Genomic DNA, 26,640 nt, shown 5'->3' on the forward strand with positions numbered 1-26,640 from the left:
TAACTTTCTTCCTGCCGGCACTCGGGCCCGCAGTAGTGAAGAAAATGCTTGTCAGCGTTCCACCCATGAGCACCACCGGATTACCTGTGAATCCGTAATGGCTCTGCCTGCATGCGTTTACCGTCCCCGACTACTCGGGGTGCATGAGGAGTTGCTCCTTAGAAAGGAGGTGATCCAGCCGCACCTTCCGGTACGGCTACCTTGTTACGACTTCGTCCCAATCGCCGATCCCACCTTCGACGGCTCCCCCCCACAAGGGGTTAGGCCACCGGCTTCGGGTGTTACCGACTTTCATGACGTGACGGGCGGTGTGTACAAGGCCCGGGAACGTATTCACCGCAGCGTTGCTGATCTGCGATTACTAGCGACTCCGACTTCACGGGGTCGAGTTGCAGACCCCGATCCGAACTGAGACCGGCTTTAAGGGATTCGCTCCACCTCACGGTATCGCAGCCCTCTGTACCGACCATTGTAGCATGTGTGAAGCCCTGGACATAAGGGGCATGATGACTTGACGTCGTCCCCACCTTCCTCCGAGTTGACCCCGGCAGTCTCCTGCGAGTCCCCACCATCACGTGCTGGCAACACAGGACAAGGGTTGCGCTCGTTGCGGGACTTAACCCAACATCTCACGACACGAGCTGACGACAGCCATGCACCACCTGTCTACCGGCCACAAGGGAAACCACATCTCTGCAGTCGTCCGGTACATGTCAAACCCAGGTAAGGTTCTTCGCGTTGCATCGAATTAATCCACATGCTCCGCCGCTTGTGCGGGCCCCCGTCAATTCCTTTGAGTTTTAGCCTTGCGGCCGTACTCCCCAGGCGGGGCGCTTAATGCGTTGGCTACGGCACGGATCCCGTGGAAGGAAACCCACACCTAGCGCCCACCGTTTACGGCGTGGACTACCAGGGTATCTAATCCTGTTCGCTACCCACGCTTTCGCTCCTCAGCGTCAGTTACTGCCCAGAGACCCGCCTTCGCCACCGGTGTTCCTCCTGATATCTGCGCATTTCACCGCTACACCAGGAATTCCAGTCTCCCCTGCAGTACTCGAGTCTGCCCGTATCGCCTGCAAGCCCGCAGTTGAGCTGCGGGATTTCACAGACGACGCGACAAACCGCCTACGAGCTCTTTACGCCCAGTAATTCCGGACAACGCTCGCACCCTACGTATTACCGCGGCTGCTGGCACGTAGTTGGCCGGTGCTTCTTCTCCCACTACCGTCACTTGCGCTTCGTCATGGGTGAAAGAGGTTTACAACCCGAAGGCCGTCATCCCTCACGCGGCGTCGCTGCATCAGGCTTGCGCCCATTGTGCAATATTCCCCACTGCTGCCTCCCGTAGGAGTCTGGGCCGTGTCTCAGTCCCAGTGTGGCCGGTCGCCCTCTCAGGCCGGCTACCCGTCGTCGCCTTGGTAGGCCATTACCCCACCAACAAGCTGATAGGCCGCGGGCTCATCCTGCACCGAAAAACTTTCCACCCCTCGCCATGCAGCAAGAGGTCATATCCGGTATTAGACCCAGTTTCCCAGGCTTATCCCAGAGTGCAGGGCAGATCACCCACGTGTTACTCACCCGTTCGCCACTAATCCACCCAGCAAGCTGGGCTTCATCGTTCGACTTGCATGTGTTAAGCACGCCGCCAGCGTTCGTCCTGAGCCAGGATCAAACTCTCCGTTGAAGACTCACAATCACCCCGAAGGGGCAATCAGTCAAAGACAAAAGAGTCAAATCACTAGCATAAAAACTCAAACTAGCTCAAACACTGATCATCCCAGACGGAAGAATGAGACGATCAGCAAATACCCACCCCATCGAAAATGATGGAGCGGAGTACCAAAAATATTTGGCACTGACATTCATCGGCACACTGTTGAGTTCTCAAAGAACACGCACACACCATGGATCCCGAACCTTCCGGTTCGTTCACTCCGGGGTGACTGTTCATCAGGAGGTCTCTTCGACCTCCGGGGCCACCGACCTTACCAGAAGAATCGGGGGCTCGTAACCAAGTTCAGGCGCCTTCGTCCAACCTCGTTGTCCCGTTCCTCTCGGCCCGGGTCGGTGTCCGTGTCGCTCTGACCTGGAATAAGTTACGCGAGGATCAACTGCCTGCCAAATCGCCTGGTCAGAGGGGGTAAGCCTCAAGGAAAGCCCAGGTCGATGTCCGTGAAAGGCGCCGACCGCACCGAAATCGCTTCCGGTGACGCCGGACACAGGCCACGATCAAGGGTTTCTCCCTAGTGCGACAGGAGCCGGCCTTCTTCGACACCCACCCGCTCGATGGTTCCGCCGAGCTCCTGGAGGATCTCGACGAACCGCGGATAACCACGATCGATGTGGTAGACGTCGTGCACTTCCGTGACCCCGTCCGCACACAGGCCGGCGAGCACCAGACCTGCGCCCGCACGAATGTCCGATGCCCACACGGGAGCACTCGACAACTGCTCCACTCCCCGCACGACCGCGTGGTGGCCGTCGGTGCGGGCGTCCGCTCCGAGACGCACCATCTCCTCGACGAACCGGAACCGTGCTTCGAAGACGTTCTCGGTGATCATCGACGTCCCGTCGGCGATGGCCGCGAGACCGATGGCCATGGGCTGCAGGTCGGTGGGGAATCCCGGATACGGCAGCGTCGCGAAGTTGACGGCACGGGGCCGCTCCTTCTGCACGACGTGGAATCCGTCTGCCAACGGCATGACTTCGGCGCCGGCACTGCGCAACTTGTCCAGCACCAACGCGAGATGCTTCGGATTGACGCCACGGACGGCGATATCGCCCCGCGTCATCACAGCTGCGATCCCCCACGTCGCCGCAACGATCCGGTCGCCGATGCACCGGTGCTCGGTGGGACGGAGGGACGAGACTCCCGAGACCCGCAGCGTCGTACTGCCCGCACCGGTGATCCGTGCCCCCATGCGGACGAGCATGTTGCACAGGTCGACGATCTCGGGTTCGCGGGCCGCGTTGTCGATGGTCGTGTCCCCCTTGGCGAGGACCGCGGCCATGAGGATGTTCTCTGTCGCTCCCACCGAAGGGAACGCCAGACGGATGGTGGCACCGTGCAGATCGTCCGCTTCCGCGACGACGCATCCGTGCTCGATCGACGAATGGGCGCCGAGCAGTCGCAGACCCGCCTGGTGCATGTCGAGCGGACGGGAGCCGATGGCGTCGCCGCCGGGCAGCGCCACGATCGCCTTGCGGCAGCGTGCAACCAGCGGGCCGAGTACGCAGACCGACGCCCGGAACTGCCGCACTGCCGCGAAGTCGGCGCGGTACTCGGGTTCGGCAGGCGTCGTGATGCGTACGGCGTCGCCTTCGAGTTCGACCTCGCAGCCGAGTCCACGCAGGACGTCGGCCATCAGGGGCACGTCGAGGATGTCGGGGCAGTTGGTGATCGTGGTGGTGCCCTCGGCGAGCAGCGCCGCAGCCATCAACTTGAGGACGCTGTTCTTGGCACCCCCGACGACGACGTCGCCGGAAAGGCGGTTCCCACCTGTGACAAGAAAGCGTTCACTCACAACGACACAGCGTAACGGGCGTGTCCGCGGGAAGAGCAGAGCCGGTACCGTGACGCGCATGGCAGTCCACCTGACACGGATCTATACGCGCACCGGAGACGACGGAACAACGGGGCTCAGCGACTTCTCGCGCGTCTCGAAGAACGATCCTCGTCTGGTCGCCTACGCCGATTGCGACGAGACCAACGCGGCGATCGGTGTGGCCCTCGCACTGGGAGCGCTCCCGGAACGGCTCGTCCCGGTACTCCGACAGATTCAGAACGATCTCTTCGATGCCGGCGCGGATCTGTCGACGCCCGTGGTCGAGAACCCGAAGTACCCGCCGCTGCGGATCACCCAGCAGTACATCGACCGGCTCGAGGGCTGGTGCGACGAATTCAACGAGGAGCTGGAACCGCTCAACTCGTTCATTCTTCCCGGCGGCACGCCGGGGGCGGCTCTGTTGCACACCGCCAGGACGGTGGCACGACGTGCGGAACGGTCGGCGTGGGCGGCGGTGGACGCGGCTCCGGACGACACGAACGTCCTGCCCGCGAAGTACCTGAACCGGCTCTCGGATCTGCTGTTCATCCTGGGCCGGATCGCGAACCCGGACGGCGACGTGCTGTGGAAGCCGGGAGCGGGCGCGTGAGGAAGTCCCTCTAGAGGGGGCGGCGGCGCTGCGACCGGCCGTCGGGCCTGGATTCGACCCAGGACATGAAGGCCATCAAAGCGCCGCTGTCGAGCGCGATCTCGTACGAGTCGTCGCGGTCGATCACATCGAGGATCACGATGTCCTCGGTCATGATGTCGAATTCACTGCCTTCCGGCTTCCGTCGCGAACGCACATCGATGCCCTGACGGGTCAGTCGTACGTCGGGTCCGGGCCGAAGGCTCGAAAGCTTGTAGAACGCGAGTGTCTCGTCGCCGTACCGAACGATTCCGTGCCTCCAGCCGGAACCCTCGTTCTGAGGCATCACTCGCAGAATGGCGGCGGTACCCCCGCCGCGCAGGGCAAAGAGGCGGTACAACAAAGCCGCGACGGAGACCGCGAGCAGCACCACAAGGATACTGAGAATCAGAAATCCAGGTGACACTGCTCGTCGGCTCCGTCGCGGCTTCTCGTTGTTCGACGATCAGGCTCGTTCGACAGCCCGCAGGCGGCCGCGGGCCGCTGCGATCTCCGACTCGTCACGATCTGCATCGTTCAGAGTCGACTTGGCTGCCTCGACGTCGATGTCCTCCACGCGGTCGGCGGCTTCGGCGAGCACCGTCACCGTCGTCGCGGTCACCGAGAGGAATCCGCCATGGACGGCCATGACGATCCGCTCACCGTCCGCGGTCCTGACGGACACGACGCCACCCTCGACGAGCTGGCCGAGCACGGGCTCGTGACCGGGCATGATGCCGATCTCGCCCTCGGTGGTCTGGGCGGTGACGAGAGTCGCCGATCCGGACCACACACGCTCCTCGACGGCAACGATGTCCACGCTCATCTCAGCCACGGTGGCCTACTTTCCGGCGATCTTCTTGGCTGCAGCCTCGACGTCGTCGAGTCCACCGCAGCTGTTGAACGCCTGCTCGGGCAGGTGGTCGAACTCGCCCTTGCACACGCGGTCGAAGGCCTCGATGGTGTCGGCGAGCGGCACGACCGAACCCGGCTGACCCGTGAACTTCTCGGCGACGATGAAGTTCTGGCCGAGGAACTTCTGGAGACGACGGGCACGGGCGACCGTGACCTTGTCTTCTTCGGAGAGCTCGTCCATACCGAGGATGGCGATGATGTCCTGCAGTTCCTTGTACTTCTGCAGGATGCGCTTGACCTCGTTGGCCACCCGGAAGTGGTCGGCACCGACGATGCCCGGCTCGAGGATTCGCGAGGTCGACGTCAGCGGGTCCACAGCGGGGTAGATACCCATCTGCGAGATCGGACGCGAGAGCTCGGTGGTCGCATCGAGGTGAGCGAACGTCGTGGCCGGCGCGGGGTCGGTGTAGTCGTCGGCGGGCACGTAGATCGCCTGCAGCGAGGTGATCGAGCGGCCACGCGTCGAGGTGATGCGCTCCTGGAGCTCACCCATCTCGTCCGCGAGCGTGGGCTGGTAACCCACGGCCGACGGCATACGGCCGAGGAGGGTCGAAACCTCCGAGCCGGCCTGCGTGAAGCGGAAGATGTTGTCGATGAACAGGAGCACGTCCTGTCCCTGGACGTCGCGGAAGTACTCCGCCATCGTCAGGGCCGACAGGGCGACGCGCATACGCGTGCCCGGCGGCTCGTCCATCTGGCCGAAGACGAGGGCGGTGTCCTGGAGGACGCCCATCTCTTCCATCTCGAGGTGGAGGTCGGTGCCCTCACGGGTGCGCTCACCGACGCCGGCGAACACCGACGTACCGGAGAACTCACGCGCGATACGGGTGATCATCTCCTGGATCAGAACGGTCTTGCCGACACCGGCACCACCGAACAGACCGATCTTGCCGCCCTTCACGTACGGGGTCAGCAGGTCGATGACCTTGATGCCGGTCTCGAGGATCTCGGTCTTGCCCTCGAGTTGGTCGAAGGCCGGGGGCTTGCGGTGGATGCCCCACTGCTCGCCGTCGCGTCCGGTGCCCGGCGCGTCGAGGCAGTCGCCCAGCGCGTTGAACACGTGGCCCTTGACGACGTCGCCGACGGGAACCGAGATCGGCTTGCCGGTGTCGCTGACGGGGGCGCCACGCACCAGGCCGTCGGTGGGCTGCATCGAGATCGTGCGGACCAGGTTGTCACCCAGGTGCTGCGCGACTTCGAGGGTCAGGGTCTTCGCCACGGACGGCAGAGTGACCTCTGCGTGCAGGGCGTTGAACAGCTCGGGCACGGCGCCACGCGGGAATTCCACGTCGACGACGGCGCCGATGACGCGGACGACGCGCCCGGCAAGGGCCGACGCCGCACCGGCGTTGTTGTCGGTTACTGCTGCGGTCATTGTGGTTCAGTCACTTCCTGCACTCGAGGCGAGCGCACCGGCACCGCCGACGATCTCGCTGATTTCCTGGGTGATCTGGGCCTGCCGGGCCTGGTTCGCCTGACGGCTGAGGGTGTTCACCAATTCCGTGGCATTGTCCGTCGCGGCCTTCATGGCGGTACGACGGGCTGCCGACTCGGAGGCCGCCGCGTCCAGCAGCGACGCGTAGATGCGCGTGCTGATGTACTTCGGCAGGAGAGCCTCAAGCAGAACTCCGGCCTCCGGCTCGAAGTTGTACACGGCCTGCGGTCCCTCGTTGTCCGTGGCGCGGCGTCCGTCGGTGAGCATGTCCTCGCCGAGGTCGATCTCGTCCTCGGTGATGCTCACTTCGAGCGGAGCCATTCTGCGAACCTGGGGGGTCTGGGTCAGCATCGACACGAAGCGGGTGTAGACGATGTGCAGTTCGTCGACGCCCTCGATGGTGCCCTCGCCGTTCGGTGCGGGCACCTCGGTGCCCGAACCCGCCATGAACAGCTCGACCAGGTGACGGCTCGCCTTCGCGGCGTCCGTGTAACGGGGGTCCTGCGAGAAGCCCGTCCAGGCAGCGGCCACTTCACGCTCACGGAACGTGTAGTAGCCGAGGCCCTTACCGCCCATCACGTACAGCACAGGCTCCTTGCCCTCGCTGAGGAGCAGCTGACGCAGCTCCTCGGCTTCCTTGAGGACGTTGGAGTTGTAACCGCCGGCCATACCGCGGTCGCTGGTCACGACCAGCACTGCGGCACGCTTGGGGTTCTCGCGCTCGTTGAGCAGGGGGTGATCCAACGAGGCCGACGCACTCGCCAGCTCGGAGAGCACCTTGGTGATCTCCTCGGCGTACGGCTTGGACGCTGCCACTCGGGCCTGGGCCTTCGTGATACGCGACGTCGCGATCAGTTCCTGCGCCTTGGTGATCTTCTTGGTCGAGTTGACCGACTTGATCCGCGAGCGCAGTTCGCGCAAGTTCGCCATTCGTCGATCACACTCCCTTCACTGGACGCTGGGTCATGGACTCCCCGCTCACTTGCGAACGGTGGTGCGCTTGACGGAGACCTGCTCCTGCTGGATCTCGTCGGCACCGAGGGCCTCGGCCTCTGCCTCGTTCACGACACGGCTGCCGTCGGAGGCGATGAAGCCCTCCTTGAACTTGGCGGTCGCGGCGCGGAGGGCCTCGATCGACTCGTCGGACAGGGCCTTGCCACCGGCGATCTGCTCGTAGACGCCTGCGGCGTTGCGGTGCAGATCCTCGAGGAGCTCGGTCTCGAAGCGACGCACGTCCTCGACCGGAACCGAGTCGAAGACACCTTCGCCGGCGAGGTAGATCGACACGATCTGGTCCTCGACTGCGATGGGCGCGTACTGGTCCTGCTTGAGGAGCTCGACGAGACGCTGACCGCGCTCGAGCTGAGCCTTCGACGCGGCGTCGAGGTCGGAGGCGAAGGCGGCGAAGCCTTCGAGCTCACGGAACTGCGCGAGCTCGAGACGCAGCGAACCGGAGACCTTCTTCATGCCCTTGGTCTGGGCGGCGCCACCGACTCGGGAAACCGAGATACCGACGTTGATGGCGGGGCGGACACCCTTGTTGAACAGGTCGGACTCGAGGAAGACCTGGCCGTCGGTGATGGAGATGACGTTGGTCGGGATGTAGGCCGACACGTCGTTCGCCTTGGTCTCGATGATCGGCAGGGCCGTCAGCGAGCCGCCACCGAGCTCGTCGGAGAGCTTGGCGGAGCGCTCCAGCAGACGCGAGTGCAGGTAGAAGACGTCGCCGGGGTATGCCTCGCGGCCCGGCGGACGACGCAGCAGCAGCGAGATGGCGCGGTAGGCCTCGGCCTGCTTGGTCAGGTCGTCGAACACGATGAGGACGTGCTTGCCCTGGTACATCCAGTGCTGGCCGAGGGCCGAACCGGTGTAGGGGGCGAGCCACTTGAAGCCGGCGGAGTCGGAGGCCGGAGCCGCGACGATGGTGGTGTACTCCATCGCGCCGTTCTCCTCGAGTGCCTGCTTGACACCCGCGATGGTCGAGCCCTTCTGGCCGATCGCGACGTAGATGCAGCGGACCTGCTGTTTCGGGTCGCCGGTCTCCCAGTTCGCCTTCTGATTCAGGATCGCGTCGATGCAGACGGCGGTCTTGCCCGTCTTGCGGTCGCCGATCACGAGCTGACGCTGGCCACGGCCGATCGGGGTCATCGCGTCGATGGCCTTGATGCCGGTCTGCAGCGGCTCCTCGACCGGCTGGCGCTCCAGCACGGTCGCGGCCTGCAGCTCGAGGGCGCGGGTCTCATCGGCTTCGATGTCGCCGAGGCCGTCGATCGGCTGACCGAGCGGGTTCACGACGCGACCGAGGAAGTTGTCGCTCACCGGCACCGACAGAACGTCGCCGGTCCGCTTGACTTCCTGGCCTTCCTCGATGGTCTGGAAGTCGCCCAGGATAACGGCACCGATCTCGGTGGCCTCGAGGTTGAGGGCCACGCCGAGGACGCCACCGGGGAACTCCAGCAGCTCGTTGGCCATCGCCGACGGCAGACCGCTGATGTGCGCGATGCCGTCACTGGTGTCGACGACCACGCCGACCTCCTCGCGGGAGGCCTCCGGGGAGTAGCTCGCGGTGTAATTGTCAATCGCGCTACGGATCTCGTCGGAGGAGATCGTCAGCTCCGCCATGTTCTTCCTGCTCTCGGTATCTGGTCTTCGAAAAGATCTATGTGTGTGTTCGGTAGTGGACTACGTGAGGCTCTTGCGCACTGCAGCGAGTCGACCCGCGGCACTACCGTCGATGACCTCGTCGCCCACCCGGACGACCAATCCACTGAGAAGCTCGGGATCGACCTCGACGTGAACCGTCACAGGCTTCCCGTAGATGCGGGTCAGGGTCGCGGTGAGCCGCTCCTCCTGCTTCGCATCGAGCGGTGCCGCGCTGCGGACGTGCGCGACGGCACGGTCCCGCTGGGCCGCGGCGAGCGCCGACAACTCGTCGAACGTCTCGGCCGGCGACTTGCTCAGCCGACCGACCGCGTGGACCGCCAGCGCCTCGGTGACTGCGGTGACCTTGCCGTACAGCAGGCGCGTCAGCAGATCACGCTTGGCCGAAGCCGGGGTGCTGCGATCCGAGAGCGTCTGCTCGAGCTCCGGGTCGCCTGCCACGATGCGACCGAGGCGGAACAGTTCGTCCTCGACGGTGTCGAGCTGGTCCTGGTCCGCTGCGGCCTTCAGCAGTGCCTCACGGCCGAGCTGGACGAGCGAGTCGGTCAGGTCGGACTGTGCCGACCAGTCCTGCCCCGCTGCGGCCTTGACGGTCGCGAGGGTCTGGGCCGAAACCTTGCCGCCGAAGACCTGCTCGGCCAGCCGCTCGCGAACGGCAGCCGGGGCCGAGGCGTCGGCCAGCGCGGTCCGGAGGGCGCGCTGGCTGTCGAGCGCCTCGACCACCGAGAAGAGTTCGGAACCGGCCTGAGCCGCAGCGGCAGTCGCGGCACCCGAGCCCAGGGCGGACTGCAACGCGGAACGCGTATGAGCGAGTGCCTCACGGCTTGCTGCGTACATGGTGCTCACTTTCCGGATGCAGAGTCAGCGCTGAGGGAGTCGAGTTCGTCGAGGAACCGATCGATCGAGCCGGCACGCTTCACGTCGTCCGCGAGCGCTTCGCCGAGGATCTTCTCGGCGAGATCCACGGAGCTGCGTCCGAGATCGCTACGCAGCTCGGCCACGATCTGCTGGCGCTGGGCCTGCAGCTGGTTGTGACCGGCGGCGACGATACGGTCGCTCTCCTCTTGGGCCTGCGCCTTCATGTCGGCGATGATCTGCTGGCCCTGTGCACGGGCCTCTTCACGGATCTGCGCCGCCTCGGTGCGAGCCTCGGCGAGCTGGCTACGGTACTGCTCGAGCGCGGCCGCAGCCTCCGCCTGAGCTTCCTCTGCCTTCTTGATGCCGCCTTCGATCAGCTCCGAACGCTCGTCGAGCACCTTCTGGAACATCGGAAGCACGAACTTCCAGAAGACGAATCCGACGAGGATCAGGGCGACCAGCGACCAGACGATGTCGTATGTCGCGGGGAGAAGGGGATTGGGAGTCTCCCCTTCCTCTGCCGCGAGGATCAGGATGCTGTCAGCCATTGTGATCGTCGGATCAGAAGATGAAGCCGGCGACGATGCCGATCAGCGCGAGGGCCTCGGTGAAGGCGATACCGAGGAACATCGTGGTGCGCAGCTGGCCGGCCATCTCGGGCTGACGAGCCATGCCCTCGATCGCCTTGCCGACGACGATGCCGATGCCGATGCCGGGGCCGATGGCGGCGAGGCCGTAGCCGATGGCGCCTGCACCCGAGATCGTGGTCTCCTGGGCGAGGACGTCTGCTGCCTGAAGCGCAACGCTCATTGGTGTTCCATTCCCTTTCTTGTGGCTCGGCCCCGGGAGTCGGCAACCGAGTCAGTCTTTGTGTAGATGTGGGTCGTGCCGTTCGTCGAGCTAGTGCTCTTCGGCGTGCAGGGCCAGGTCGATGTACACCGCGGTGAGCAGCGCGAAGATGTAGGCCTGCAGGACGATCACCAGGAGCTCGAAGAAGGTGAACGCGATTCCGCCGATGAGAGAACCGATGCCGAACACCTTCATGAAGCCGTCGGAATCGAAGAAGAAGAACTGCGTGGCACTGAAGAACAGCACGAGCATGATGTGACCGGCCAGCATGTTGGCCATGAGACGAATGGTCAGCGTGAACGGCCGCAGAATGAACGTCGAGACGAACTCGATCGGGATCACCAGCACGTGGAGAGCGGGCGGCAGGTTCGGGATGACGATGCTGCTCTTGACGTAGCGGAAGAATCCGTACTTCTTGATGCCCACATAGTTGAAGACGATGTAGGCGAGTGCCGCGAGCACGATCGGCATACCGATTCGTGCGTTGGACGAGATGTTGAGGAACGGGATGACCGATGTCAGGTTCAGACCGACCACCAGGAAGAAGATGGTGACGATCACCGGGAGGAACCGGCGTCCCTGTTCCTTACCGAGGATGTCCTCGGCGATGTGGATCCGGACGAAGTCGAGCATGATCTCGGCGACGTTCTGCACGCCCCGCGGCACGATCTTCGGACTCCGCAACGCGAAGAAGAAGAACAGCGCGACGATCAGGGCGACGGCGACGCGGATGAGCATCAACCGGTCCATCTCGAAGGGGGTTCCTTCGAACAGGACTGCCGGTGGGAAAAAATCAGCTAGTGACGGCGCGTGGAATTCTCCGGCTGCCAAGGTGGTGACGCTCAGCGCTCTCTCCCGTAGTCGGCCGCAGGCATGCCGTCTGCGGTTCGATCGGACATTGACGATCCAGAAGTCGACCAGGTCGGCTCGCGTATTCGCCAGTGGTCCGAACCGCGTGAACGGTCCCGCTTCCTGCCGGTGTCGGCGACTCTCGTCGACTCGGCGGCCATTTGAACACGACCGCCTACGAAGTCACAACTGCGCACCCTCTTCGAACCCGATGCGGGCAGCGTCACTCTCGTAGAACTCACCCTACCAACTGCTCTACGACAGTGCGTAGGTGGGTTCCTACGTGGGGGGTTATGGACAAGCGGTGCTACTACCGATCGTCGTTGTCGGATCCGGACGACGCCTGGGGATCGACGTACAGGGCACGTTGCGAGAGCACCCCGTAGGTCTCGGCTCCCAGAACGATGACCAGGGCGAACACGATGGTGAGGACGAGCGCGTTGCGGTTGTAGAAGTCGAGCGAGTCGAGCGAGCCCATCACGACGATGGCGAGGATCAGCTTCAGCAGCCAGGTGCCGAGAAGTACGGCTCCGGCGGTCATCGCCGGCATCTTCGACGTCAGGAGAACGCCGAGTGCGGTGAAGAGGATGAACCCTCCGCCGACGGCCGCTCCGATGAGTGCACCCCACAGACCGGGCATCCCGGCGACGAGCACCGAGATCACCGACGCCACGACGGCGAGCGCGAGAAGACCGAGGGCGCCGTACCGCACGGCCGCGCGCATCGGCGCGATCGGGTCGGGCAGCGAGGGCAGGCCGTGGTCGGGTTCGGGATGATCCGGGTTCGTCACGATATCCGAGCCTAACCGACCTCTCGGGAGTGCTCCGGCGGCGTCTCCCCCGACTCGTCGTGCCGCCGCAGCGACGGCACAGCGGTCACGACGAGGGCGAACACGAGACCGCCCGCGAGGATCAACACCACCGCCCGCCGGTCGAGCAGCGAGGAACCGACAGCCCCGAAGGCCAGGATTCCGACCCACAGGTAGAGCAGCAGCACCACGCGACGGTGCGAGTGCCCGATCTGCAGCAGGCGGTGGTGGAGGTGCATCTTGTCGGGGCTGAAGGGGCTGACGCCGGCCCGGGTGCGCCGCACGATCGCGAGGAGCAGGTCGAGGATCGGGATGAACATCACGGCACCGACCAGGATCAGCGGCGAGAGCAGACCGAGCAGGTCGCGCGAACCGTAGGCGCTGAGCGGGATGAGGCCCGAGGCGCTTGTGGAGATTGCGGCGAGCATGAGACCGATGAGCATGGACCCGGAGTCGCCCATGAAGATCTTGGCGGGCTGGAAGTTGTGCGGCAGGAAGCCGAGGCAGGCGCCGGCGAGGGCCGCGGCCATGAGGGCCGGCGGGTAGGCGGAGACGTCGCCGCCCTGATCGAGCAGCAGACCCACGGAGAACGCGCAGATCGCGAGTGCGGCGATGAGACCCAGTCCGGCCGCGAGTCCGTCGAGCCCGTCGACGAAGTTCATCGCGTTGATCGTCACCGCGGCGACGGCGACGGTGATGAGACCGCCCTGGAGCTGGTCGAGTACGAGTGTCGAGGCACTGAACGGGTCGTAGATGACGATCCAGCTCACGCCCATGATCACGAGCACGCCGGCCGCGGTGACCTGGCCGACGAACTTGGTGAGCGCGTCGAGTCCCCACCGGTCGTCGACGATGCCGACGACGACGATGATCGAGGCCGCAGCGAGCGCCGCCCCCATATCCGGGGTGAATTCGAAACCCCTTGTCAGAGCAGGTAATTGCTGAGCGAAGACGATTCCCGCGACGAGGCCGATGTACATGCCGACCCCACCCATCCGCGGGGTCGGGGTCACGTGCACGTCGCGGTCGCGGGGAACGGCGACCGCTCCGAACTTCAGCGCGAGGATCCGCACCACACCGGTCGCGAGGAAGGTCACCACCGCGGCGGTGAGCAGGACGAGGAGAAGCTCCCGGATGGGAACGCCGGCGCCGCGCCCGGCCTGGGCGAGCAGTACGGCGGTGGTGTCGGCTGCAGTCACGTGCTCCGTTCCTCCGCCGCTACTCCCCGCCGGACCGAAGGCGCTCGGGATCGTCACCGAGCACCTCCGCGAGTGCTTCGGCCGTCACCGCACCCTCGCGCAGGATGCGCGGGCGGTCGCCCGTGAGGTCGACGATCGTCGATGCGACCCCGTGCTCTGCCGGGCCACCGTCGAGATAGACACTCGCCGATGCTCCGAGTTGCTCGCGCGCCTCGGTGACGTTCGTGGCGGGGGGCCGACCGGAGACGTTGGCGCTGGAGACCGCGAGCGGACCGACCTCGCGCAGCAGTTCCAGGATGACGGGGTGCAGCGGCATGCGGAGCATGACGGTGCCGCGGGTGTCGCCGAGATCCCAGGCCAGGGACGGTGCCTGGTGCACCACGAGGCTGAGTCCGCCCGGCCAGAACGCGCGAATCAACTCCCGCGCCTCGGGACGCACCGAGGCGACGAGACCGTCGATGGTCGTCCAGGAGCCGACGAGGACCGGCACCGGCATGTCGCGGCCGCGCCCCTTCGCGCGCAGGAGCGCCGTTACGGCGTCGGAGTCGAAGGCGTCGGCAGCGATGCCGTACACCGTGTCGGTGGGTACGACGACGAGTCGTCCGGCCTTGAGTGCGCCGCGCGCCGCGTTGAGTCCGGCGGCGCGCGAAGCTTCGTTGTTGCAGTCGTACACGGTGCTCACGCGCTCATCCTTCCACTTCGGCCGCAATCGGCACCGGACGGGTCCTGCCCGTCAGCCGTCCGCCGCAGACCGTACCGACTTCATGCGGTCGGCCTCCACCGCCGTAGGAACGCGGTGCGCGGTCACGAAGCGGGCCTTCCCGGCGAGGTCGGGGTGCCGCACGACGTCGCCGAACACCCGACGCTGCTCGAACAGTTCGGCGACCAGCAGGCTGTGCGTGTCGTCGTGCTCGACCGCTGCCGCTCCCCCGATCCGCAGCCACCGCGCAATGTTGGAAACCACGGGCCGGATGACGGACAGTCCGTCCGCTCCCCCGAAGAGCGCCGAGTGCGGATCGTGTTCGACCACCTCGGGTTCGAGGTCGGCTCCTTCCGGGATGTAGGGCGGGTTGGCGACCACCAGGTCGACACTGCCTTCGAGGTTGGTGAGCAGCATGCGGTCGGTGACATCGCCCTGGTACAGCCGGATCGGGGTGTCCCCTTCCTCCGCGCGGGTCTCGGCGTTCCGACGCGCCCAGGCGAGGGCCTTCGCTTCGAGTTCGACGGCGTGGACCTCGGCGTCGGGACGCGCATGCGCGATCGCCAGCGCCAGCGCGCCGGATCCGGTGCACAGGTCGAGGACGACCGGGTTGCGGCTGCCGTGGCGTTCGAGGAAGGCCAGCGCCCACCCGAGCAGCAGTTCCGTCTCGGGTCGCGGGACGAACACCCCCGGCCCCACTGCCAGGTCGATCTCCCCCATCGGCGAGGTGCCGGTGATGTACTGCAGAGGAATCCGCTTCGCCCGTTGTTCGACCATCGAGCGGTAGGCGTCGATGGTCGTCGCCTCGACGAGCGGGACCAGACCGAGTCGCCCGCGCTCGATGCCGAGCAGGTGCGCTGCGAGAAGTTCGGCGTCGACCCGGGGACTCGGGACTCCGGCTTCCTCGAGGACCGATGCCGCTTCGATGATGGCCAGGCGCAGAGGTTGACGGCTCACGCCTTACAGCGTGCCACGACCTCGTACCTGCACTACGCCGAGGTAGCCCTCGCATTGCACGCAGAACACCCGGACCGGACATCGAGGGTGTTTCCGACAACGTGATTGACGGCACGGCGGGATGGGCACCCGAACGAGGACCGATACCTTCCGGTCGGTTTCATCGACAGAAAGGGATTGCTCCATGAAGACGCGGACTGTGCGTGGAATCACCGTCCTTGCCGCTGCGGGTGCGACCGCCTTCGCGGCCCCTGCTCTCGCGAGTGCCGAGCCCATCGACTTCCAGCCGATCCCCATCGGATGCCCGGCGGGTATCGGCGTGGTCGACACGGAGACCGCTCTCGCCGAGGAGGACGCGGAGCCCGGCCAGATCGAGTACGAGATCGAGCAGGAGGGCAGCGGAGGAGGCCAGATCAGCTGGGTGAACCTGAGGACGCTCCAGCTGGGCGGTGGTGTCCTTCCGGACGCAATCGACGAGGAGGAACCTGCCGTCGCTCTCCAGACCGGTGACGGACTCGTCGTCAGCGCAGTCTGGGGCGCCCATCAGAACGCCGGCGGCGAGGGCTGCTTCCTGCTGCCGGGCGTCGATCTCACGAACGTTCCACCGGCGGCGGTAGAGGACGGCGAGGCCGGTCAGGGCGCCGACACTCCTGCCTGATCCCCTGGCGACGAGCCCGGTTCGCGGTCACTCCGCCGCGAGCCGGGCCTCTCTGTCTGCGGCGCCCAGGGCGTCGAGCAGTGCGTCGAGTTCGCCGTCGAGCACCGCGTCGAGGTTGTGGGACTTGAAGCCGATGCGGTGATCGGTGATCCGGTTCTCCGGGAAGTTGTAGGTGCGGATGCGCTCCGACCGGTCGACGGTCCGGACCTGGCTGGCGCGACCCGCTGACGCCTCGGCCTCGGCAGCTTCTTCGGCCGCTGCCTGCAGGCGCGCCGCGAGGACCTGCATCGCGCGGGCCTTGTTCTGCAGCTGCGAGCGTTCGTTCTGGCAGGTCACCACGATGCCGGTGGGAAGGTGCGTGATGCGCACGGCAGAGTCGGTGGTGTTGACACCCTGACCACCCTTGCCGGACGACCGGTAGACGTCGATGCGCAGGTCGCTCTCGTCGATCTGCACCTGCTCGACCTCGTCGGGCTCGGGGTAGACGAAGACGCCGGCCGCGGAGGTGTGCACGCGTCCCTGCGACTCGGTGACGGGCACACGCTGGACGCGGTGCACGCCACCCTCGAACTTCAGGCGGGACCACACGCCGTCGCGCACATCGGTCCGCGACTTGATCGACAGCGTGACGTCCTTGTAGCCGCCGAGATCGGAGTAGGTGGCACCGAGGACCTCGACGCGCCAACCGGCACGTTCGGCGTAGCGCGTGTACATCCGGGTGAGATCGCCGGCGAACAGGGCGGATTCCTCGCCGCCCTCACCGGACTTGACCTCGAGGACCACGTCGTCGCTGTCGTGCGGGTCGCGCGGGGCGAGCAGGTCGGTGAGCGAGCGGTCGAGCTCGGCGACCTGCGCCTCGAGGTCGTCGACCTCGGATGCGAAAGTCGCGTCGTCGGCGGCGAGTTCGCGCGCCGCCTCGAGGTCCTCGCGGGCCTGCTTCAGAGCGTTGTAGGTCGACATCACGGGGGCGAGTTCGGCGAACCGCTTGCCCACCCGACGCGCTGCCGCAGGATCGTCGTGCAGCGACGGGTCGGACAGCTGCTGCTCCAGACCCGCGTATTCGGCCAGGATGTCGTCGATGGCCGACGGCTTGGTCTGCCCCGCCATGAGTGTGCTCCGCTCTGATTTCGGTCTTGCAATGAAAAAGCCGACGCCCGGCCTGCACGAGGGCAGTACCGGGCGTCGGCGTGACAGCTAGCTGTCGGAAGCGGCCTTCTTCGGCGCACGCTTGCCGTAGCGAGCCTCGAAACGCGCGACGCGTCCACCGGTATCGAGGATCTTCTGCTTGCCGGTGTAGAACGGGTGGCAGTTGGAGCAGACTTCGACGTTGATACGTCCCGACTCCTTGGTGCTGCGCGTCTCGAACGTGTTACCGCAACCGCAGACGACGGTCGTCGTCACGTAGTTGGGGTGGATTCCTGCCTTCATGGTGTCCCTTTCATGGCCGCCGGGTCGCCTTCGCGGGTCGAAGACGTGAACCGGAGCCGGACTGAGCCTGCCGATTATGCCAAACGTAGGGCCCCGGGAGGAAATTCCCCGGGGCGCCGACGTCAGTCGTCGAGTGCCCCCGGTGCGGTCTTCGCCACATTCATGAGGAACTCGATGTTCGTCTTGGACTTCTTGAGCCGGTCGATGAGCAGATCGATCGCCTGGTGCGAATCGAGGCCCGAAAGCACGCGGCGGAGCTTGTGCACCACGGCGAACTCGTCGGGGCTCATGAGCAGCTCGTCCTTGCGGGTACCGGACGGGTTGACGTCGACCGCCGGGAACACGCGCCGCTCGGCGATCTTCCGGTCGAGCTTGAGCTCGGCGTTACCCGTGCCTTTGAACTCCTCGAAGATCACTGTGTCGCCGGTGGAACCGGTCTCGACCATCGCGGTGGCGATGATCGTGAGCGATCCGCCGTTCTCGATGTTGCGGGCGGCACCGAGGAAACGCTTCGGCGGGTACAGCGCGGTCGAGTCGACACCACCGGAGAGGATGCGTCCGGATGCCGGCGACGAGTTGTTGTACGCGCGGCCGAGACGGGTGATGGAGTCGAGGAGCACCACGACGTCCTGGCCCATCTCCACGAGACGCTTCGCACGCTCGATGGCGAGCTCGGCGACCGAGGTGTGATCCGACGGCGGCCGGTCGAAGGTCGAGGCGATGACCTCACCCTTCACCGAACGCTGCATGTCGGTGACCTCTTCGGGACGCTCGTCGACGAGCACGACCATCAGGTAGCACTCGGGGTTGTTGACGGCGATCGCGTTCGCGATGTCCTGGAGGACGGTGGTCTTACCGGCCTTCGGCGGCGACACGATGAGTGCACGTTGACCCTTACCGATCGGCATGACCAGGTCGATCACGCGCGTGGTGAGGATGTTCGGCTGGGTCTCGAGGCGCAGTCGCTGGTTGGGGTACAGCGGCGTGAGCTTGTTGAACTCGGGGCGGCGCTTGGCCGAGTCGACCTCGCGCCCGTTGACGGTGTCGAGACGAACCAGCGGGTTGAACTTCTGACGCTGGTTGCCTTGCTCGCCCTCACGTGGGACCCGCACGGCGCCGGTGATGGCGTCGCCGCGGCGCAGGCCGTTCTTGCGCACCATGTTCATCGACACGTACACGTCGTTCGGGCCGGCGAGGTAGCCGGAGGTGCGGACGAACGCGTAGTTGTCGAGGACGTCGAGGATGCCGGCGACCGGCTGCAGGACGTCGTCCTCGCGGATCTCGGGCTCGCGCGAGTCCGAACCGCTCTCGCCGCGGTCGCGTCCACGACGACGCTCACGGAAGCGACGACCCCGGCGACCGCGGCCACCTTCCTCGTCGTCTCCCCCACGGTTGTCCTGGCCCTGGCGCGGACCCTGGTTACCGCCGTCGCGATCGCCGGCGTCCTGGTTGCGGTCGCCCTGGTTGCGGTCACCCTGGTTACGGTCGCCCTGGTTACGGTCGCGGCGCGAGGAGCCGTCGCCGGAGTTACGGTCCTGGCCACGCTCGCGGTGCGAGTCGCGATCCTGGCGACCGTCCTCGGACGCGTCGGCACCCTCGGTCTGCTGGTTCTGGTCGGCGTTGTCGCCACCGCGGCGTCCGCGACGGCCACGGCCGCGGCGGTTACCGTCGGATTCGTTGTCGCCACTGGGGGTCTGGCCGCCCTGCAGCTTCTCCTGCGAGCCTTCTTCACCGTGCTTCACGTCGGCCTTCTGCTCGGCCTGTTCGGCGTCGGCCTTCTGCTCGGCCGGTGCGGCGTCGGCCTTCTGCTCGGGCGCGGCGGTCTCGTCGGTGGCGGCACGGCCACGGCGACCGCGGGTGCCACGCGAGGGTGCTCCCTCGGGCTTGTCGGCCGTCTCGGTCTTCGCTGCCGCGTCGGTCTTCGCTGCCGCGTCGGTCTTCGCTGCCGCGTCGGTCTTCTCGGGGGCAGCGGTCTTCTCGGCTGCAGGCTGCTCGGCAGGTGCGGCGGCGCCGCCTCCCTGCTTCTCCTTGATCGCAGCGATGAGATCACCCTTGCGCATCCCGGAGGTGCCCTTGATTCCGAGCTCGGCGGCAAGAGTCCGCAACTCGGCAAGCACCATGCCCGAAAGGCCTGCTCCGCGGCGACCGCGCGTGGTCGTCCGGCTACCGGCCTCGGGAATGTCGAGAGCAGGTGTAGTGATCAGGTCCGTATCTGTCACGGAGATCCTTCCTTCCCTCGCTCGCTCATGCGCAGCAGAGGGTTCGTCCCGCAGATCAGTTCGTCCACTGAGCTGGGATTTGCCGTACGAGTTCAGGGAAAACGAACGGTCGGCACGTCCGCCACCACACCGAAATCCGGTAGGTGCGGTCTGTCCCCCTCCCGGATCCGGGAGCAGGTGAGGATCGATCCAGGCTCGACGCCCCGATGGAGCTGGAGTGATTACCCTGGAGAATCCGGCGACTGATACGCACGACGTGCGGACACCCCACAGAATAGCGACGATCTGTACGTAGAGCAAGAATCGCCGTGCCGGATGGGACGTGTGTGTTGCACCACCCGTCGACCTCCATCCGGCACCATCCGTCGGTCCCCCAGCACTGCGCGTCTACTCAGTCGACCTGGACGCCCTCGGCGATTTCGAGTTCGAGCACCGTCAGTTCGTCGGCCTCGGCGGCGGCCCGCAGTTCGTCGGGCAGCGCGGAGGTCGTGAGCGCGAGCACGGTCGGCCCGGCACCCGAGACGACGGCGGGGATGCCCGCCTCGCGCAGTGCGGCCACCCATTTGGTGGTGAGCGGGAGTGCGGGTGCCCGCTGAGCCTGGTGGAGCAGATCCTGCGTTGCCGGCATCAGCAGCTCGGGCCGCTCGGTGAGCGCGACGACCGCGAGAGCCGCTCGGCTGACGTTGAACGCCGCGTCCCGATGTGGGACGAGTTCGGGCAGCAGGCCCCGGGTGTGGGCCGTCGACGAACGGACCGACGGGACGAAGGCGTACGCCTTGATGTCCGGGTGCACACGCAGGCTCACCGCGCGGTAGGTCCGCTGTTCGGAGTCGACTTCGACCTCGGTCCACGACACCACTGCCCCACCGAGGACGCTCGCGGAGGCGTTATCGGGATGGCCCTCGAACTCGGAGGCGAGCTGCACGAGCTGCTCGTCGTCGAGGACGCGCTCGGGAGCGATCTTGCGGACGAGCCCGTTGGCCGCTGCCAGCCCTCCCACCGCCGCCGAGGCGGAGGATCCCAGGCCACGCGAGTGCGGGATGACGTTGTGGCACACGACGTCCAGTCCGTCCGCCCACACACCGGCGGCCTCGAGTCCCCGCTCGACGGCACGGACCACGAGATGGGAGGGTCCCCACGGAACCTCCTGGGCGCCTTCCCCCTCCACCTTCACGTCGAGCCCGGAAGCCGTTGTCGTGACGGTGATCTCGTCGTACAGACCGAGGGCGAGACCCAGGCAGTCGAAGCCGGGACCGAGATTCGCGCTCGAGGCGGGAACCCGTGCCGTCACCGAAAGCCCCACGGGCAACGTCTGCGTCATGTCCTGATTCCCAACGGAGGAAGGCGTGGCGGTCAACTCAGGCCAATTCGAGCGCGGAGGCGACCGCGACCGGGTCGACCGGGATGGGCTCGACCACGGGCACGTCGCGCAGGGCCGTATCGGGGTCCTTGAGACCGTTGCCGGTCACGGTGCACACGACCTTCAGGCCGCGCTCGAGCCAGCCTTCCTTGCTCGCGGCGAGCAGACCTGCGATGGAGGCGGCCGAGGCCGGCTCGACGAAGATCGACTCGGACTTCGCGAGCAGCCGGTACGCCTCGAGGATCTCCTCGTCGGTCGCCGCACGGAATGCGCCGTTCGACTCCTCCTTGGCGGCGACCGCGCCGTTCCACGATGCGGGAGCGCCGATGCGGATGGCGGTCGCGATGGTCTCGGGATCCTTCACCGGATGGCCGAGGACGAGCGGCGCGGCACCAGCGGCCTGGACGCCGAGCATGCGCGGGCGGCGCGTGCTGAGGCCGTCGGCGGCGTACTCGCTGTAGCCCTTCCAGTAGGCGGTGATGTTGCCGGCATTGCCGACGGGCAGCACATGCACGTCGGGGGCGTCGCCGAGCGCGTCGACGATCTCGAAGGCGGCAGTCTTCTGGCCCTCGATACGCACCGGGTTCACGGAGTTGACCAGACCGATGGTGGAGAACTCCGCGGTGGTCTTGCGTGCCAGTTCCAGACAGTCGTCGAAGTTACCCTCGACCTGCACGATCTTCGCGCCGTGCATGACGGCCTGGGCGAGCTTGCCCATCGCGATCTTGCCCTGCGGGACGAGAACCGCGCAGCCGATGCCGGCGCGCGCGGCGTAGGCGGCGGCCGAGGCCGAGGTGTTGCCGGTGGACGCGCACAGCACCGCCTGCTTGCCGGTCGCGAGGGCCTCGGTGACCGCCATGGTCATACCGCGGTCCTTGAACGAGCCGGTGGGGTTGAGACCCTCGACCTTGACATGCACCTCGCAGCCGGTGATCTCCGACAGGCGCGGAGCCGGGAGCAGCGGCGTGCCACCCTCGCGCAGCGTGACCGTCTTCCAGTCGTCACCGATCGGCAGGCGCGAACGGTACGCCTCGATCAGGCCCGGCCACGGCGTGTGTACGGGGGTGGTGTTCTTCTCGGCCGCGCTCATTCGGCGGATCCCTCCAGTCTCAGGACGCTGGTCACAGCGATCACGGATTCGAGTTTGTCGAGCGCTGCGACGGTATCCGCCAGCGCACGGTCGGTGGCTTGATGGGTGAGTACCACCAGACGGGCAGCGTCGCCCGCGCCTTCCTGGCGGACCGCTGCGATGCTCACGCCCCGCGTGGCGAACTCGGCGGCGACCGCGGAGAGCACGCCGGCCCGGTCGGCGACCTTCAGATTGACGTAGTAGCGGGTGAGGATGTCACTCATGGGCGCGATTTCCAGCTGCGCGTACTTCGATTCACGCGGACCACGACCGCCCTGCACCCGATTGCGGGCGGCCATCACGAGGTCGCCCATCACGGCGGAGGCGGTGGGGGCGCCACCGGCACCCTGGCCGTAGAACATGAGCCGACCCGAGGACTCCGCTTCGACGACGACGGCGTTGAACGCGCCGTTGACCGAGGCCAGCGGGTGCTCGCGGGGCACGAGGGCCGGGTAGACCCGGGCGGACACGCGGTCCTTGCCGTCGACGGACGGGACGCGCTCGCACAGCGCGAGCAGCTTGATCGTGCAGTTGAGCGCGCGCGCCGAGGTGAGGTCGGCGGCGGTGATCGAGGAGATGCCCTCGCGGTAGACGTCGGCGGCCGTCACGCGGGTGTGGAAGGCGATCGACGCGAGGATCGCCGCCTTCGAGGCGGCGTCGAAGCCTTCGACGTCGGCGGTGGGATCGGCCTCGGCGTATCCGAGGCGGCCCGCCTCGGCGAGCGTCTCGCCGTAGTCTGCGCCCGTCTCGTCCATGGCCGAGAGGATGTAGTTCGTGGTGCCGTTGACGATGCCGACGACCCGGTTGACCTTGTCGCCCGCGAGCGACTGGGTAAGCGGGCGGATCACCGGGATCGCGCCGGCCACGGACGCCTCGAAGTACAGGTCGACGTTGCGGGCCTCGGCCACCTCGGCCAGTTCGCCGGTGTAGGCGGCGAGCAGTGCCTTGTTGGCGGTGACGACGGACTTGCCGGCGTCGAGCGCCGTGCGCACGAGCTTGCGGGGCAGTTCGATGCCACCGATGAGCTCGACGACGATGTCGACGTCGTCGCGGCGGATCAGCGCCTCGGCGTTCGTCGTGACCAGTTCCGCGGGAAGACCCCGGTCGCGGGCGGCGTCGCGCACGGCGACGCCCCTCAGCTCGAGGGGGGCACCGATGCGCGCCTCGAGATCCGCGGCGTCCTCGCGGATGATCCGCGCGACCTCGGCACCGACGGTGCCATGTCCGAGAACCGCCACACCCACCGGACGCCGGCCCGAAGCATCGGTCGCCGTTACACTGGTCACTCCGAAACCTCCAAGTTGAGCAGATCTTCGAGGGTCTCGCGGCGCAGCAGAACGCGCGAGACGCCGTCCTTGACCGCCACGACGGCGGGGCGAGGAAGCAGGTTGTACCTGCTCGACATCGAGTAGCAGTATGCACCCGTCGCCGCGACCGCCAGTAAATCACCGGCTGCGACGTCTGCGGGCATCCAAGCGTCGCGGATGACGATGTCGCCGCTCTCGCAGTGCTTGCCGACGACGCGCGAGACCACCGGCTCGGCGTCGCTCACGCGGGAGACGAGGCGCGACTCGTACTCCGCCTGGTACAGCGATGTGCGGATGTTGTCGCTCATGCCGCCGTCGACGCTGATGTAGCGGCGGACGTGCCCGGAACCGACCTCGACGTCCTTGAGGGTTCCCACCTCGTAGAGCGTCACTGTGCCCGGTCCGGCGATGGCGCGGCCCGGTTCGACCGCGAGGGTCGGGGCCGGCAGCCCGGCGAGCGCGGACTCGGTGCGGACGATGTCGCCCAGCTTCGCCGCGAGGTCGGCGACCGGCGGCGGGTCGTCGCTCGGCACGTACGAGATGCCCAGACCACCGCCGAGATCGACGATGTTCATCTGCGAGGTCTTGTCGACACCGAACTCGGCGACGATGTCGCGCAGCAGGCCGATGACGCGGTGGGCGGCCAGTTCGAAGCCGTCGACATCGAAGATCTGCGAGCCGATGTGGCTGTGCAGGCCGACGAGGCGGAGATTGTCGGCCGCGAAGACGCGGCGCACGGCCTGCATGGCGTTGCCACCGGCGAGCGAGAGCCCGAACTTCTGGTCCTCGTGCGCGGTGGAGATGAACTCGTGGGTGTGGGCCTCGACTCCCACGGTCACGCGGATGAGCACGTCCTGGACGACACCGGCCTCACCGGCGACCGCGTCGAGCCGGTCGATCTCGGCGAGCGAGTCGAGCACGATGTGCCCGACCCCGGCGGTCACGGCGGCCTGCAGTTCGCGGACGGACTTGTTGTTGCCGTGCATCGCGATCTTCCCGGCGGGGAATCCGGCGTGCAGGGCCACGGCGAGCTCACCGCCGGACGCGACGTCGAGCGAGAGCCCTTCCTGATGAACCCACCGTGCGATCTCGCTGCACAGGAACGCCTTCGACGCGTAGTGCACCTTCGCCGACGGGCCGAAGGCCTCGGCGATCTCCCGGCAGCGGGAGCGGAAGTCGTCTTCGTCGACGACGAACAGCGGGGTGCCGTACTTCTCGGCGAGCTCGGTCACCGGGATACCGGCGATGCGCATGACGCCGTCCTCGCCGCGCGCGGCATTGCGGGGCCACACGTGCGGGGCCAGCGCGTTGAGCGCCGCGGTGTCGGCCGGGCGCTCGGGCAGGTTGGGGGCGTGCGGGATCTGGGCGTGACGCGGTCCCGCGGGGTGCGCGTTCACATCCGCTCCGGGGCGGTGACGCCGAGCAGGCCGAGGCCGTTGGCGAGGACCTGGCGTGCGGCCGCGCACAACGCGAGTCGCGCGGTGTGCAGCGGTCCGGCCTCCTCGTCGCCCTGCGGCAGGATCCGGCAGGCGTCGTAGAAGCGGTGGTAGGTGCCCGCGAGTTCCTCGAGATAGCGGGCGACGCGGTGCGGTTCGCGCAGTTCGGCCGCCTTTGCCAGCACCCGGGGGTACTCGCCGAGGGTGCGGATGAGGTCGCCCTCGCGCTCGTGGGTGAGTAGCGAGAAGTCGGCGCCCTCGGCGGTCAGGCCGAGATCGGCGGCGTTGCGCGCGATCGACGACAGTCGTGCGTGGGCGTACTGGACGTAGTAGACCGGGTTCTCGTTCGTGGTGCTCGCCCACAGCTCGAGGTCGATGTCGATGCTCTGGTCCACCGAGGAACGCACGAGCGAGTAGCGGGCGGCGTCGACGCCGATCGCCTCGACGAGGTCGTCGAGGGTGATCACGGTGCCGGCCCGCTTGCTCATCCTCACGGCCTCGCCGCCCCGGACGAGGTTGACCATCTGGCCGATCATCACCTCGACGGTGTCGGGGTCGTCGCCGAACGCCGCCGCGGCGGCCTTCAGACGCGCGATGTAGCCGTGGTGGTCGGCACCGAGCATGTAGATGCACAGGTCGAAGCCGCGCGAGCGCTTGTCCTGGAAGTAGGCGATGTCGCCGGCGATGTAGGCGGCGTTGCCGTCGGACTTGATGACGACACGGTCCTTGTCGTCGCCGTAATCGGTGCTCTTGAGCCACCACGCGCCGTCGTCGAAGTACAGATTGCCCGACGCCTTCAGGGTCTCGACGGCCTTCTCGACGGCTCCGCTCTCGAAGAGGGAGTTCTCGTGGAAGTACACGTCGAAGTCGACGCCGAACTCGTGGAGGGTGCGCTTGATGTGCGCGAACATCAGGTCCACGCCGATCGAGCGGAACGTCTCGTGCCGCTCGTCCTCGGGGAGCTCGAGGGCGTCGGGGCGCTGCTCGAGCACGGAGGAGGCGATGTCGACGATGTACGCGCCGGCGTAGCCGTCCTCGGGGGCGGGCTGTCCGAGTGCGGAGGCGATGAGCGACCGGGTGAAGCGGTCGATCTGCGCGCCGTGGTCGTTGAAGTAGTACTCGCGGGTGACCTCGCCACCCTGGGCGGTGAGGATTCGTCCGAGCGCGTCGCCGACCGCGGCCCAGCGGGTGCCACCGAGGTGGATCGGGCCGGTGGGGTTGGCGGAGACGAACTCGAGGTTGATCCTCGTGTTCGCGAGGTCGCTGCCGGTGCCGTAGGCGGCGCCCTCGGCGAGCACCTTCGCCACGATCGCTCCCTGGGCGTCGGCGGCGAGCCGGATGTTGAGGAAGCCGGGGCCCGCGACCTCGGCGGAGTCGATGCCGTCGGCGGCGGTCAAGGCTTCGGCGAGCCAGGTGGCGAGTTCGCGGGGATTGACGCCGACCTTCTTCGCAACCTGCATCGCGACGTTGGTCGCGTAGTCGCCGTGCTCCGGATTGCGCGGGCGCTCGACGGTGAGGGTCTCAGGAAGAACGGACGCGTCGAGACCACGGTCGGTGAGGACACCGGCGGCGGTTCCGCGGAGCAGCTGAGCAAGGTCGGAGGGAGTCACAGGTGTCCATCCTATTGGCTGGTCGATCGCGGCGCCGACGCTCCCCCTACCGGCAGGTCCGGGCACCGCGCGAGAGCACGCCCGTAGAG

At 66.7% G+C, this 26,640-nt stretch carries 24 protein-coding genes and 1 rRNA gene; 2 read left to right on the forward strand and 23 right to left on the reverse strand.

Translation table 11 applies throughout. From position 1 onward, the window contains the following. Positions 1 to 162 precede the first annotated feature (162 nt). Positions 163 to 1,684: ribosomal RNA gene (locus tag M3330_RS03760) — 16S ribosomal RNA — on the reverse strand. A 559-nt stretch (positions 1,685 to 2,243) separates the two neighbouring features. Next, positions 2,244 to 3,524, reverse strand: coding sequence for a UDP-N-acetylglucosamine 1-carboxyvinyltransferase (gene murA / locus M3330_RS03765; RefSeq protein ID WP_019288974.1), 1,281 nt, complete (start codon positions 3,522 to 3,524; stop codon positions 2,244 to 2,246). Positions 3,525 to 3,582: 58 nt separating this feature from the next. On the opposite strand from murA, the gene M3330_RS03770 reads away from it, so the two are divergent. After that, positions 3,583 to 4,155 carry a cob(I)yrinic acid a,c-diamide adenosyltransferase gene (locus M3330_RS03770; protein WP_019288973.1) on the forward strand — a complete coding sequence of 191 codons (573 nt, stop codon included), beginning with the start codon at positions 3,583 to 3,585 and terminating at the stop codon, positions 4,153 to 4,155. A gap of 10 nt (positions 4,156 to 4,165) precedes the next feature. On the opposite strand, the gene M3330_RS03775 is transcribed toward M3330_RS03770, so the two are convergent. The 13 genes from M3330_RS03775 to prmC all read right to left on the reverse strand — a co-directional run bounded on the left by M3330_RS03775 (position 4,166) and on the right by prmC (position 15,404). Continuing rightward, entirely contained in the window at positions 4,166 to 4,600 is a 435-nt protein-coding gene (locus tag M3330_RS03775; protein ID WP_024103706.1) for a DUF2550 domain-containing protein, read from the reverse strand. A 39-nt stretch (positions 4,601 to 4,639) separates the two neighbouring features. Beyond that, the gene (locus tag M3330_RS03780; protein ID WP_006552597.1) at positions 4,640 to 5,008 is read right to left on the reverse strand and encodes a F0F1 ATP synthase subunit epsilon; all 369 of its coding nucleotides are present in this window, start codon (positions 5,006 to 5,008) and stop codon (positions 4,640 to 4,642) included. 6 nt (positions 5,009 to 5,014) lie between these two features. Further along, positions 5,015 to 6,463: a F0F1 ATP synthase subunit beta gene (atpD, locus tag M3330_RS03785; RefSeq protein ID WP_016692470.1), complete on the reverse strand. Its 1,449-nt coding sequence runs from the start codon at positions 6,461 to 6,463 to the stop codon at positions 5,015 to 5,017. Positions 6,464 to 6,469: 6 nt separating this feature from the next. Next, positions 6,470 to 7,453 carry a F0F1 ATP synthase subunit gamma gene (locus tag M3330_RS03790; protein WP_006552595.1) on the reverse strand — a complete coding sequence of 328 codons (984 nt, stop codon included), beginning with the start codon at positions 7,451 to 7,453 and terminating at the stop codon, positions 6,470 to 6,472. A gap of 48 nt (positions 7,454 to 7,501) precedes the next feature. Continuing rightward, entirely contained in the window at positions 7,502 to 9,145 is a 1,644-nt protein-coding gene (atpA, locus tag M3330_RS03795; protein WP_006552594.1) for a F0F1 ATP synthase subunit alpha, read from the reverse strand. A gap of 60 nt (positions 9,146 to 9,205) precedes the next feature. After that, entirely contained in the window at positions 9,206 to 10,021 is an 816-nt protein-coding gene (locus M3330_RS03800; protein WP_024103705.1) for a F0F1 ATP synthase subunit delta, read from the reverse strand. Between the two features lie 5 nt (positions 10,022 to 10,026). Continuing rightward, positions 10,027 to 10,590 carry a F0F1 ATP synthase subunit B gene (locus M3330_RS03805; protein WP_006552592.1) on the reverse strand — a complete coding sequence of 188 codons (564 nt, stop codon included), beginning with the start codon at positions 10,588 to 10,590 and terminating at the stop codon, positions 10,027 to 10,029. Between the two features lie 13 nt (positions 10,591 to 10,603). After that, positions 10,604 to 10,852, reverse strand: coding sequence for an ATP synthase F0 subunit C (locus M3330_RS03810; RefSeq protein ID WP_006552591.1), 249 nt, complete (start codon positions 10,850 to 10,852; stop codon positions 10,604 to 10,606). A gap of 90 nt (positions 10,853 to 10,942) precedes the next feature. Further along, positions 10,943 to 11,641 carry a F0F1 ATP synthase subunit A gene (gene atpB / locus M3330_RS03815; RefSeq protein ID WP_006552590.1) on the reverse strand — a complete coding sequence of 233 codons (699 nt, stop codon included), beginning with the start codon at positions 11,639 to 11,641 and terminating at the stop codon, positions 10,943 to 10,945. Between the two features lie 409 nt (positions 11,642 to 12,050). Beyond that, entirely contained in the window at positions 12,051 to 12,530 is a 480-nt protein-coding gene (locus M3330_RS03820) for a hypothetical protein (protein WP_006552589.1), read from the reverse strand. Positions 12,531 to 12,541: 11 nt separating this feature from the next. Then, entirely contained in the window at positions 12,542 to 13,747 is a 1,206-nt protein-coding gene (locus M3330_RS03825; protein WP_006552588.1) for an MraY family glycosyltransferase, read from the reverse strand. 19 nt (positions 13,748 to 13,766) lie between these two features. Then, complete coding sequence (locus tag M3330_RS03830; protein ID WP_024103704.1) at positions 13,767 to 14,429, reverse strand: L-threonylcarbamoyladenylate synthase; 663 nt, start codon at positions 14,427 to 14,429, stop codon at positions 13,767 to 13,769. 51 nt (positions 14,430 to 14,480) lie between these two features. Continuing rightward, complete coding sequence (prmC, locus tag M3330_RS03835; RefSeq protein WP_255027045.1) at positions 14,481 to 15,404, reverse strand: peptide chain release factor N(5)-glutamine methyltransferase; 924 nt, start codon at positions 15,402 to 15,404, stop codon at positions 14,481 to 14,483. 184 nt (positions 15,405 to 15,588) lie between these two features. Here prmC and M3330_RS03840 point away from each other — a divergent pair, with 184 nt between their 5' ends. Beyond that, positions 15,589 to 16,062: a hypothetical protein gene (locus M3330_RS03840; protein ID WP_064256595.1), complete on the forward strand. Its 474-nt coding sequence runs from the start codon at positions 15,589 to 15,591 to the stop codon at positions 16,060 to 16,062. A 27-nt stretch (positions 16,063 to 16,089) separates the two neighbouring features. Here M3330_RS03840 and prfA read toward each other — a convergent pair whose 3' ends face one another. From prfA to argS, 8 genes are all read right to left on the reverse strand, one after another. Further along, positions 16,090 to 17,169: a peptide chain release factor 1 gene (gene prfA, locus M3330_RS03845; RefSeq protein ID WP_024103702.1), complete on the reverse strand. Its 1,080-nt coding sequence runs from the start codon at positions 17,167 to 17,169 to the stop codon at positions 16,090 to 16,092. Between the two features lie 87 nt (positions 17,170 to 17,256). Next, a complete protein-coding gene (gene rpmE / locus M3330_RS03850) occupies positions 17,257 to 17,490 on the reverse strand; it encodes a 50S ribosomal protein L31 (protein ID WP_006552583.1) in 234 nt (77 codons plus the stop codon). A 122-nt stretch (positions 17,491 to 17,612) separates the two neighbouring features. Continuing rightward, entirely contained in the window at positions 17,613 to 19,610 is a 1,998-nt protein-coding gene (rho, locus tag M3330_RS03855) for a transcription termination factor Rho (protein ID WP_255028820.1), read from the reverse strand. Positions 19,611 to 20,100: 490 nt separating this feature from the next. Next, positions 20,101 to 21,030 (reverse strand): homoserine kinase, encoded by a 930-nt coding sequence (gene thrB / locus M3330_RS03860; RefSeq protein ID WP_033097981.1) that lies wholly within the window; start codon positions 21,028 to 21,030, stop codon positions 20,101 to 20,103. A 37-nt stretch (positions 21,031 to 21,067) separates the two neighbouring features. After that, positions 21,068 to 22,159 carry a threonine synthase gene (thrC, locus tag M3330_RS03865; protein WP_006552580.1) on the reverse strand — a complete coding sequence of 364 codons (1,092 nt, stop codon included), beginning with the start codon at positions 22,157 to 22,159 and terminating at the stop codon, positions 21,068 to 21,070. Then, a complete protein-coding gene (locus tag M3330_RS03870; RefSeq protein WP_006552579.1) occupies positions 22,156 to 23,442 on the reverse strand; it encodes a homoserine dehydrogenase in 1,287 nt (428 codons plus the stop codon). The genes thrC and M3330_RS03870 overlap by 4 nt, the downstream gene beginning before the upstream one ends. 38 nt (positions 23,443 to 23,480) lie before the next feature. After that, positions 23,481 to 24,902 (reverse strand): diaminopimelate decarboxylase, encoded by a 1,422-nt coding sequence (gene lysA, locus M3330_RS03875; protein WP_024103697.1) that lies wholly within the window; start codon positions 24,900 to 24,902, stop codon positions 23,481 to 23,483. Next, the gene (gene argS, locus M3330_RS03880; protein WP_006552577.1) at positions 24,899 to 26,551 is read right to left on the reverse strand and encodes an arginine--tRNA ligase; all 1,653 of its coding nucleotides are present in this window, start codon (positions 26,549 to 26,551) and stop codon (positions 24,899 to 24,901) included. The genes lysA and argS overlap by 4 nt, the downstream gene beginning before the upstream one ends. Positions 26,552 to 26,640 lie beyond the last annotated feature (89 nt).

Source organism: Rhodococcus sp. GA1 (assembly GCF_024321955.1).
Lineage (GTDB): Bacteria > Actinomycetota > Actinomycetes > Mycobacteriales > Mycobacteriaceae > Rhodococcus > Rhodococcus pyridinivorans.